This is a genomic window from Neisseria sp. Marseille-Q2251 (assembly GCF_940793045.1).
Lineage (GTDB): Bacteria > Pseudomonadota > Gammaproteobacteria > Burkholderiales > Neisseriaceae > Neisseria.
On the sequence record NZ_CALNWV010000029.1, the window covers coordinates 23,403 to 33,075 of the forward strand.

Consider the following 9,673-nt stretch of genomic DNA (forward strand, 5'->3'; position numbering starts at 1 on the left):
GGGTTTTAAAATTTGAAGGTCGTCTGAAAACCATTTTTCAGACGACCTTCTTTCATATTTCCGCTTCAATAATGCGGCGGAATTTCATCACGCAGGCTGTAAGGTTCGCGCTCTCCGTTTGCGCCTTTGTCCTGCATTTTCTGATAAAGCAGCCTCAACTGCGCCTGCTGCAAATCCAGCGTCTGCTGCATTTTCGCCACCGTATCGTTCAGGCTGCCGATTAAGTCTTCCTGAAGCGCGGTTTGGATTTCCAGCTCGATGATGCGGTGTTCCAATTCGTCCATTTCGCTCATTTACAGCACCATCGCGGCAATCCAGCCGGCAATCATCAGCGGGATATTGTAGTGGATAAAGGTTGGGATGACGGAGTCGCGGATGTGGTCGTGTTGTCCGTCGGCGTTCAGACCCATGGTCGGGCCGAGCGTCGAGTCGGACGCGGGCGAACCGGCATCGCCCAACGCGCCCGCCGTACCGACGATGGCGACGGTTGCCAGCGGCGAGAAGCCGAGGCTGATACACAGCGGCACATAAATCGCGGTAATAATCGGCAAAGTGGAGAAAGAAGAGCCGATGCCCATGGTGACCAATAATCCGACAAACAACATGGCAAATGCCGCCATGCCTTTATTGCCGCCGAAAAGCTGCATACTGTGTTCAACCAGCGGTTTGATCTCGCCTGTCGCGGTCATGACTGCCGCAAAACCTTGCGCTGCAATCATGATGAAACCGACCATCGCCATCATTTTGATGCCTTCGCCGAACACATCGCTGGCGGCATTGCGGTTCATCACACCGAGCATCATGAAGACGGCAAAACCCAACATCGCGCCCAACACCAGCGAATCTTTATACATCAACTGAATCGCAAAACACACACCGATCGCGATTGCCGCCACCAGACTGCGGTAAGCCGAAGGCTGGGGCTGTTCGGATGCTTCGCGGTTGTCTTCCGTATCGACAGTATTGGTTTGATAAATGCGTGATTTGCGGTAGTGGACAAACGCCGCCAGCAGCCCCGCCACCATACCCAGCGCAGGAATCGCCATCGCGTGCATGACACTGATGTCTTTTACATCCATGCCCGCAGATTTGATGTTGCCCAAGAGGATGTCGTTCAAGAAAATCGTACCGAAGCCGTAAGGCAGGAACATATAAGTCGTCACCAAACCGAACGTAATCACACACGCCACCAGGCGGCGGTCGACTTTCAAACGGTTAAACACCAGCAAAAGCGGCGGAATAATCATCGGAATAAACGCGATATGGATAGGCACGACGTTTTGACTCATAATGCCCATCGCCAAAATAATCAGCAACAGCGTCCATTTCACCGAACTTTCGCCTTTCGCGGCATCCTGACTGTTGTTGAGTTTGCGGATAATGCCGCCCGCAAGCTGCTGCGGCAGCCCCGAATAGGTAATCGCCATCGCAAACGCACCGAGCATCGCATAAGACAAAGAAATCCGCGCGCCGCCCTTCAAGCCTTCGTTAAACACGGGAATAATCCCCGACTGAGTGACATTGCCTGCGGTATCCACGATGTTTTCCAGCGGCATTCCCGCCCCCAGTCCGCCGACGAACGCACCGACAGTCAGGCTCAATACGACGTGTACCCGCGACAGCGACAACACGAGCATAACGATTACTGCAACTACTACGGCATTCATGCCTTTTCTCCGTTTCAGACGACCCTCAGACCATCCGTTCACATATTAAAAAGAAACATCATAACCTAACATGATTTAACGGGCTAGGGCAAGCCGATTATTCATGCAAATGAATAGGATGGAATGTGCAGGCAGCCGATTCAGACGACCTCAAGTATAAAGCGGTCCAAGCGTTCCGGTTCAATCTCAAGAAAATCGTAAGGCATGATGCAGCTTAGTCCGCCGCCTGTCAGGTCAGTACGGAAACTTGATTGCGCTTGTTATCTATTCGACTAGAAAGAGAACAAATGCCGTATAATCAAGCCCCAAGTTTATCCAGCCCTTAAGGTCGTCTGAAAACCATGCACTCAACTTACGCTACCGTACAGCGCGATTTGCTCGAAGCCAATCACCTTTCTCCCGAGCTGCTCGCCAAAAGCCTGAGCATCATCGGCGCGCATCACGTCGATTACGCCGACATTTACTGCCAGCGCACTGCTTTTGAGAGCTGGCATTTGGAAGAGGGCATCGTCAAATCAGGCAGTTTCCAAATCGATCAGGGTGTGGGTGTGCGCGCTGTTTCGGGAGAAAAAACCGCTTTTGCCTATGCGGACAGTTTGTGTATCGATTCGATCAACCGTTCCGCCCAAGCCGTCCGTGTTATCGGTGCGGCAGGCGGCGAAGCTTCTGTCAAAGTGCCATCCGTTGCACACGGCAAATCCGTTCATGCGACGCTGAATCCCATCATCGGTCTTGATTCTGCCGCCAAAGTTGCCTTATTGAATAAAGTGGAAACGCTTGCCAAAGCCGCCGATCCGCGCATTGTGCAAGTGATGGCGGGACTGACCTGCGAATACGACATGATTTACATCGCCCGTCTTGATGGCAGATACGCGGCAGATATTCGTCCGATGGTGCGCCTGAACGTTACCGTTATTGCCAAACAGGGCGACCGGCGCGAACAGGGTAGCGCAGGCGGTGGCGGTCGCTACGACTTGGCTTATTTTGATGAAACTTTGGTGCGGCAGTTTGTCGATTCTGCCGTCAAACAAGCCTTGATTAATCTCGAATCCCGCCCTGCGCTCGCAGGCGAAATGACCGTTGTCTTGGGCAACGGCTGGCCGGGCGTGTTGCTGCATGAAGCCGTCGGACACGGCTTGGAAGGCGATTTCAACCGCAAAGAAACCAGTGTCTTTTCAGGCAGAATCGGTGAGCGCGTTGCCGCCAAAGGCGTTACCGTCGTTGATCAGGGTGACATTGCCGACAGGCGCGGTTCGCTCAATATCGACGACGAAGGCAATGAAACACGCCGCACCGTATTGATTGAGGACGGCATCTTGGTCGGCTATATGCAGGACGAAACCAACGCCCGCCTGATGGGTACGCAATCCACCGGCAACGGCCGCCGCGAAAGCTATGCCTCCGCCCCTATGCCGCGCATGACTAATACCTTTATGGAAAACGGCGGCTACGAACCCGACGAAATCATCGCGTCCATCGATAAAGGCATTTACGCCGTCAATTTCGGCGGCGGACAGGTGGACATCACCAGCGGCAAATTCGTCTTCAGCGCATCCGAAGCATGGTGGGTCGAAGGCGGCAAACTGCAATATCCTGTCAAAGGCGCAACCATCATCGGCAACGGCCCTGAAGTGTTGAAACATGTTTCCATGATAGGTAATGATACCGCGCTGGATAGTGGTATCGGCGTGTGCGGCAAAGACGGACAGAGCGTTCCTGTCGGTGTCGGACAACCGACCTTGCGGATTGATTCGGGACTGACCGTCGGTGGTAGCGAGATTTAAGGCAATTAAAAATAAAACGTCGTCTGAATGGGGTTTTCAGACGACGTTTCGTATTAGATGGTAGGCTTATCGATTGGAAACTGTTGAGTCCTTACCCTGCTCAAGTTCGCAGGAAACCATGTTTTAAGGCATTAAAGCACAAGTTTATCTGATCGAACGTTCTACACGATTTCTGGCTTATCCATCTGCTGAGACACAAAAAACAAGCCGCCGAAAAAAATCGACGGCTTGTTGAATATCATCACGATTGAAAGCCCTGTGCATGATTTCATCGATGCCCGGCATTCAATGCGCTTTACTCTTGGACAAAAGTAACGCCGTGAAGATGGGAATTGAGAATGGCAGTCCGCAAGGCAGTCAATGCTTTGGGGCGGACGAAGTTCCGACGGTATGCCAAAACGACGCGGCGGTGCGGTACGGAGCCTGAAAACGGGATGATGCTGAACAGCAAATGGTCGTTTTCAGTCAACGCGGTAGCAGGCATGACGCTGATGGCGAGGCCGCTGGCAACCATGTGGCGGATGGTGTTGATGGAGCTGCCTTGCAGGGTGTTGGTCAGACCTTGGATTTTCTGCTTGGCGGCAAGCTCGGAACAGCTTGATAAGACTTGATCGCGCATACAGTTGCCTTCGGTCAGCAACAAAACCTGTTCTTCACCCAGCATTTGCGTGGTAACGGCATCGAGTTCTTCGAAATGGTGCCCTTTGGGGACGATGACGAAGAAAGGCTCGTCATACAAAGGCTCGGTAACGATGCCAGGCTCTTGGAAGGGTTCTGCGACTACGATGGCATCGATGTCGCCGCGTTTGAGCGATTCGGTCAAGATGTGCGTGTAGTTTTCTTCAAGCATCAGGGGCATTTTCGGCGCAGTTTCGCGCAGGGAAATGATGAGCTTGGGCAGAAGGTAGGGGGCAACGGTAAAAATCAGACCGAGTTTGAATGCGCCTTCCAATTCGTTTTGCTCTTCGCTGGCAAGGTGCTTGATCAGCTCGGCTTCTTCCAGCACACGGCGGGCTTGGGCAACGATGCGTTCGCCCGCTTCAGTGGTGATGATGTCGTTGCTGCTGCGGTCAAACAGGGACACCGACAGCTCTTCTTCCAGCTTTTTGATGGCGATGGAAAGGGTGGGCTGGCTGACAAAGCAGCGGCGCGCGGCACGTCCAAAATGACGCTCCTGCGCGACGGCTACGATGTAACGCAATTCGGTCAAGGTCATGTGTTAAGCCTTTTTCTGTTCCGTTTTTTGTTCAGGCAGGGTGATGTTCAATTCGAGAACGTCCATACCGTCCTGTTTTTCTTGGGAAATGCGGATGTCGTCCAAAGAAACGTTGACGTATTTGGACAATACTTCCAGCAATTCTTTACGCAGGGTAGGCAGATAGTCGGGTGCTTGACCTTCTTGGGCGCGCTCTTGTGCAATGATGATTTGCAGGCGGTCGCGTGCAACGGCAGCGGTCTTCGGCTTTCTGCCGAACAACATATCCATTAATGACATGACTTAGCCTCCGAACAGTCGTTTGAAGAAGCCTTTTTTCTCGGCTTCGAGGAAACGCATTTCACGGTTTTCACCCAAGAGGCGTGCGACAACGTCTTTGTAGGCTTCTGCGGCAGTCGCGCTGTCTTGGTGGATGACAGGTTCGCCGGCATTGGATGCTTGCAGGACGTTTTGCGATTCGGGAATCACGCCCAAAAGCGGGATGCGCAGGATGTCGCAAATGTCTTGTACGGACAGCATTTCGCCTTTGCTGACGCGCTCGGGTGAGTAGCGGGTAATCAGCAGGTGTTCTTTGACGGTGCCGCCTTGTTCCGCTTTGCGGGATTTGCTTTGCAGGATGCCCAAAATGCGGTCGGAGTCGCGGACGCTGGATACTTCGGGGTTGGTAGTAACGATGGCTTCGTCGGCGAAGTAGAGCGCCATCAGTGCGCCTTGTTCGATACCGGCGGGGGAGTCGCAGATGATGTATTCGAATCCCATTTTGTCGCTGCTCAATTCCTGCATGACTTTTTCGACGCCTTCACGGGTCAATGCGTCTTTGTCGCGGGTTTGCGAAGCGGGCAGGATGAAGAGGTTTTCGCAGTTTTTGTCTTTAATCAGGGCCTGGTTGAGCGTGGCTTCGTCTTGGATAACGTTGACCAAGTCGTAAACGACACGTCGTTCGCAACCCATAATCAGGTCGAGGTTGCGCAAGCCGACGTCAAAGTCGATGACGGCTGTTTTGTGGCCGCGCAGAGCCAGTCCGGTTGCGATGCTGGCGCTGGTCGTGGTTTTACCTACGCCGCCTTTGCCTGAAGTTACTACGATGATTTTTGTCACGATGTTTCCTTTATCAAATGCTTGGAATGGTTACTCTGTGTCGATTGCGCTGATAACCAGGCGGTTGTCTTGCAATGAAACCTGTACGGCTTTTTTGTGCAGGTGGTCGGGCAGGTCTTGTTCGAAGTTGCGGTAGATGCCCGCTACGGAGACCAGTTCCGCCTGCATGGAGTGGATGAAGATGCGCGCGTTGGTGTTGCCTTTCGCGCCTGCCAACGCCCTGCCGCGCATGGGCGCATAGATATGAATGTTTCCGTCGGCAATGAGTTCCGCACCTTGGCTGACGATGCCGGTAACGATAAGGTCGCCGTTTTCCGCGTAAACCTGTTGTCCGGTGCGGACAGGTGTGCTGATGAGGACGGTCGGGTTGTTGATGACCGTTGCCTGAACGGGTGCAGGCTCTTGGTTGATTTTGGGCTGTTGCGGCTCGGATTTGTCGCTACGGCTGAAAACCAAATGGTAACGTGCTGCGAAGGATGCCCAATATTCGCTTTCGTGGCGCAGCCCCAGAATCTGCATGCCGTAACGGGCGAAAAGGGAAATCATGGAACCGATGTCCAATGACTCAGGATGGTCAAAATCCTGCACATCCAAAACGAAGGGGACGACATCCAATTCTTGGTATTGACCGGCGCGTTGGCGCAAAAATTCTTCCAGTTCGGTCAAGTCTGCGGTATGCAGGTAAATAGCCAGCACGTCAAGCCGGGCTGACTTTATGTCGAAGGCGGGTTTCATAATAGTGAGTAAATCATAAAATTTTTTAATTGTATAAGTTTACCGTGTAAATCTTGGCTATTCAATCCGTTTGGGCCGTCTGAAGTGAAATTTCCTGTATCTATCAGGTTGAAATCACGGCTGGAACACGATTGCAAGCCGATTGCAAGGTTTTGTCATGAAATGACGTTATCTTTAAAGTTGTTTGAAGTGGCGTAAAAGCGACAACAGGTCGTCTGAAATCCGGAGCAGGCTCTGAATCTGAACGATCCGTCAACGGGATGGACAGATTTTTTTATAAAGGAAGGTCGGTCATTGAAGGAATAAATGGTGGGATTCGGAGGTTTTTCAGGTTTAGGTGAGGCGATTTGAACCGTTAAGGTCGTCTGAAAATGCGGACACCGGTTTCAGACGACCTTTTATAGTGGATTAAAATAAAAATGAGACAAGGCGGCAACGCCCGCCGTGTACGGGTAGTACATAAGGGTGTTGGCAACGCCGTATCATTGCAATTTTAATCCACTATACTTTTCCGCTTTCTTTGCACATTCTTTGTCTAACTTGACATTTCCTTGCCGCCGCAACACCATAAAGGCAGAATCGGCAGCCGGTTCGAACCTGCCGTAGAGTTTTTTATCAACCGAAAGGCTATCCACGATGACACAATCCACTCACGATCCTTATGCGGACTACCGCGAGCTGACGCTTCGGGGCATGATACTCGGTGCACTGATTACCGTTATCTTTACCGCGTCAAACGTTTATCTCGGTTTGAAAGTCGGTTTGACCTTTGCTTCGTCGATTCCGGCTGCGGTGATTTCGATGGCGGTTTTGAAGTTTTTCAAAGGCAGCAATATTTTGGAAAACAATATGGTGCAGACGCAGGCTTCTGCGGCGGGTACGCTTTCGACCATCATCTTCGTCCTGCCCGGTTTGCTGATGGCGGGCTATTGGAGCGGTTTCCCGTTTTGGCAGACGACGCTTTTATGCATTGCCGGCGGGATTTTGGGGGTGATTTTCACTATTCCGCTGCGTTACGCGATGGTGGTGAAAAGCGAGTTGCCTTATCCCGAAGGCGTGGCGGCGGCGGAGATTTTGAAAGTCGGCAGCCACGAGGAAGAGGAAGGCCGTCAGGGCGGCAGCGGCATCAAAGAGCTGGCGGCAGGCGGCGCGTTGGCGGGCTTTATGAGCTTTTGTTCCAACGGTTTGCGCGTGATTGCCGACAGCGCGAGTTATTGGTTTAAAAGCGGCACGGCAATTTTCCAACTGCCGATGGGGTTTTCGCTGGCATTGTTGGGTGCGGGCTACTTGGTCGGACTGACGGGCGGCATCGCCATCCTGTTGGGCATTTCGATTGCTTGGGGTATTGCCGTGCCGTATTTTTCATCGCACATTCCGCAGCCTGCCGATATGGAAATGGCGGCGTTTGCGATGAAGCTGTGGAAGGAAAAAGTACGCTTTATCGGCGCGGGTACCATCGGTATCGCGGCGGTTTGGACGCTTTTGATGCTGCTCAAGCCGATGCTGGAAGGCCTGAAAATGTCGTTCAAGAGTTTCGGCGGCGGCGCGCCTGCTGCGGAACGCGCCGAACAGGATTTGTCACCTAAAGCCATGATTTTTTGGGTATTGTCCATGATGCTGATTTTGGGTGTATCGTTTTATCACTTTATCGGCGATTCGCACATTACAGGCGGTATGGCTTGGCTTTTGGTGGTCGTTTGTACACTTTTGGCTTCCATCATCGGCTTTCTGGTTGCCGCCGCCTGTGGTTATATGGCGGGTTTGGTCGGTTCGTCTTCCAGCCCTATTTCGGGCGTGGGCATCGTTTCCATCGTCATCATTTCGTTGGTGTTGTTGGTCGTGGGTGAATCCGGCGGCTTGATGGCGGATGAAGCCAACCGCAAATTCTTGCTGGCGCTGACCTTGTTCTGCGGCTCGGCAGTGATCTGCGTGGCCTCGATTTCCAACGACAACCTGCAAGACTTGAAAACCGGCTACCTGCTCAAAGCAACGCCGTGGAGACAACAGATTGCGTTGATTATCGGCTGTATCGTCGGCGCATTCGTCATCTCGCCCGTGTTGGAACTGCTCTACGAAGCCTACGGCTTTACCGGCGCAATGCCGCGCGAAGGCATGGACGCGGCACAGGCTTTGGCGGCTCCCCAAGCGACTTTGATGACGACCATCGCCTCGGGCATTTTCGCCCACAACCTCGAATGGGCGTACATCTTCACCGGCATCGCGATCGGCGCGGTGTTGATTGTCGTCGATTTGGTGTTGAAAAAATCGTCCGGCGGCAAACGCGCACTGCCTGTCCTCGCGGTCGGCATGGGCATTTACCTGCCGCCGTCCGTCAATATGCCCATCGTGATCGGCGCAGTGTTGGCGGCGGTGTTGAAACACATCATCGGCAAGAAAGCGGAAAACCGTGAAGGTCGTCTGAAAAACGCCGAACGCATCGGAACCTTGTTCTCCGCCGGTTTGATTGTCGGCGAAAGCCTGGTTGGCGTCGTGATGGCATTCATCATCGCCTTCTCCGTGACCAACGGCGGCTCCGACGCCCCGCTCGCGCTGGGTCTGGAAAACTGGGAAACCACCGCATCATGGCTGGGACTGGTATTCTTCATCACAGGCATGGTGTTCTTTGCACAACGCGTGTTGAAAGCAGGGCGCATCAAGTAAGTCGGGTTTGAAAATAAAGAGGTCGTCTGAAAACTTAGGATTCAGGTTTTCAGACGACCTTGTTTTTATTTGTAACTTCTTGCTCTTTTATCCGGCGGGAGAGGGGGGCTCTACGGGTCAAACGAATTTGATTTTACCCAAAGTCATAGAACCACCCCCATCCTAACCTTCCCCCGCCGGACGGGGGAAGGGACAGGTTGCCGTTGCAGTAATCCGTAGCGTGGGCTTTGCCTGCGAAATCTGTCATTTAACCATCTAAATTGGGCGGTATCCGTACATTCATATCGTGGGTAAAGCCCACGCTACGGGTTCGGTCTGTTCCAAGTATGTATCGATTCAATAAAAAGGTCGTCTGAAAACTCGACTTTCAAGTTTTCAGACGACCTGAGACCTTTGCAAAATTCCCCAAAATCCCCTAAATTCCCATCAAGACATTTAGGGGATTTTCCATGAGCACCTTCTTCCGGCAAACCGCACAAGCCATGATTGCCAAACACATCGACCGCTTCCCA

The 9,673-nt window shown here is 52.6% G+C and carries 10 protein-coding genes; 2 read left to right on the forward strand and 8 right to left on the reverse strand.

Annotated elements, in window-relative coordinates:
• Positions 1 to 65 precede the first annotated feature (65 nt).
• Both AAG834_RS09810 and AAG834_RS09815 read right to left on the reverse strand, forming a co-directional pair.
• Positions 66 to 293: a SlyX family protein gene (locus AAG834_RS09810; RefSeq protein ID WP_070495389.1), complete on the reverse strand. Its 228-nt coding sequence runs from the start codon at positions 291 to 293 to the stop codon at positions 66 to 68.
• Entirely contained in the window at positions 294 to 1,667 is a 1,374-nt protein-coding gene (locus AAG834_RS09815; RefSeq protein WP_342032005.1) for a Na+/H+ antiporter family protein, read from the reverse strand. It abuts the gene before it with no gap.
• A 341-nt stretch (positions 1,668 to 2,008) separates the two neighbouring features.
• Between AAG834_RS09815 and tldD the strand changes: the two genes are divergently transcribed.
• The gene (gene tldD, locus AAG834_RS09820) at positions 2,009 to 3,451 is read left to right on the forward strand and encodes a metalloprotease TldD (RefSeq protein WP_342032006.1); all 1,443 of its coding nucleotides are present in this window, start codon (positions 2,009 to 2,011) and stop codon (positions 3,449 to 3,451) included.
• Between the two features lie 295 nt (positions 3,452 to 3,746).
• Here tldD and AAG834_RS09825 read toward each other — a convergent pair whose 3' ends face one another.
• From AAG834_RS09825 to AAG834_RS09845, 5 genes are all read right to left on the reverse strand, one after another.
• Positions 3,747 to 4,667, reverse strand: coding sequence for a hydrogen peroxide-inducible genes activator (locus AAG834_RS09825; RefSeq protein WP_342032007.1), 921 nt, complete (start codon positions 4,665 to 4,667; stop codon positions 3,747 to 3,749).
• Positions 4,668 to 4,670: 3 nt separating this feature from the next.
• Positions 4,671 to 4,946: a cell division topological specificity factor MinE gene (gene minE / locus AAG834_RS09830; protein ID WP_003765670.1), complete on the reverse strand. Its 276-nt coding sequence runs from the start codon at positions 4,944 to 4,946 to the stop codon at positions 4,671 to 4,673.
• A 3-nt stretch (positions 4,947 to 4,949) separates the two neighbouring features.
• The gene (gene minD, locus AAG834_RS09835) at positions 4,950 to 5,765 is read right to left on the reverse strand and encodes a septum site-determining protein MinD (RefSeq protein ID WP_342032008.1); all 816 of its coding nucleotides are present in this window, start codon (positions 5,763 to 5,765) and stop codon (positions 4,950 to 4,952) included.
• Positions 5,766 to 5,795: 30 nt separating this feature from the next.
• The gene (gene minC, locus AAG834_RS09840) at positions 5,796 to 6,500 is read right to left on the reverse strand and encodes a septum site-determining protein MinC (protein WP_342032009.1); all 705 of its coding nucleotides are present in this window, start codon (positions 6,498 to 6,500) and stop codon (positions 5,796 to 5,798) included.
• A gap of 482 nt (positions 6,501 to 6,982) precedes the next feature.
• A complete protein-coding gene (locus AAG834_RS09845; RefSeq protein WP_342032010.1) occupies positions 6,983 to 7,150 on the reverse strand; it encodes a hypothetical protein in 168 nt (55 codons plus the stop codon).
• Between AAG834_RS09845 and AAG834_RS09850 the strand changes: the two genes are divergently transcribed.
• Positions 7,137 to 9,161, forward strand: coding sequence for an OPT family oligopeptide transporter (locus tag AAG834_RS09850; RefSeq protein WP_342032011.1), 2,025 nt, complete (start codon positions 7,137 to 7,139; stop codon positions 9,159 to 9,161). The two genes, AAG834_RS09845 and AAG834_RS09850, sit on opposite strands and share 14 nt — an antisense overlap.
• Positions 9,162 to 9,463: 302 nt before the next feature.
• Here the strand turns inward: AAG834_RS09850 and AAG834_RS09855 are convergent.
• A partial coding sequence (locus AAG834_RS09855) for a hypothetical protein (protein ID WP_342032012.1) occupies positions 9,464 to 9,673 on the reverse strand: 210 nt, incomplete at its 5' end.

Excerpts from the sequence above, each read along its gene's own strand:
- AAG834_RS09810 (WP_070495389.1), bottom strand. The coding sequence starts at position 293 with ATGAGCGAAATGGACGAATTGGAACACCGCATCATCGAGCTGGAAATC.
- AAG834_RS09815 (WP_342032005.1), bottom strand. The coding sequence starts at position 1,667 with ATGAATGCCGTAGTAGTTGCAGTAATCGTTATGCTCGTGTTGTCGCTG.
- tldD (WP_342032006.1), top strand. The coding sequence starts at position 2,009 with ATGCACTCAACTTACGCTACCGTACAGCGCGATTTGCTCGAAGCCAAT.
- AAG834_RS09825 (WP_342032007.1), bottom strand. The coding sequence starts at position 4,667 with ATGACCTTGACCGAATTGCGTTACATCGTAGCCGTCGCGCAGGAGCGT.
- minE (WP_003765670.1), bottom strand. The coding sequence starts at position 4,946 with ATGTCATTAATGGATATGTTGTTCGGCAGAAAGCCGAAGACCGCTGCC.
- minC (WP_342032009.1), bottom strand. The coding sequence starts at position 6,500 with ATGAAACCCGCCTTCGACATAAAGTCAGCCCGGCTTGACGTGCTGGCT.
- AAG834_RS09850 (WP_342032011.1), top strand. The coding sequence starts at position 7,137 with ATGACACAATCCACTCACGATCCTTATGCGGACTACCGCGAGCTGACG.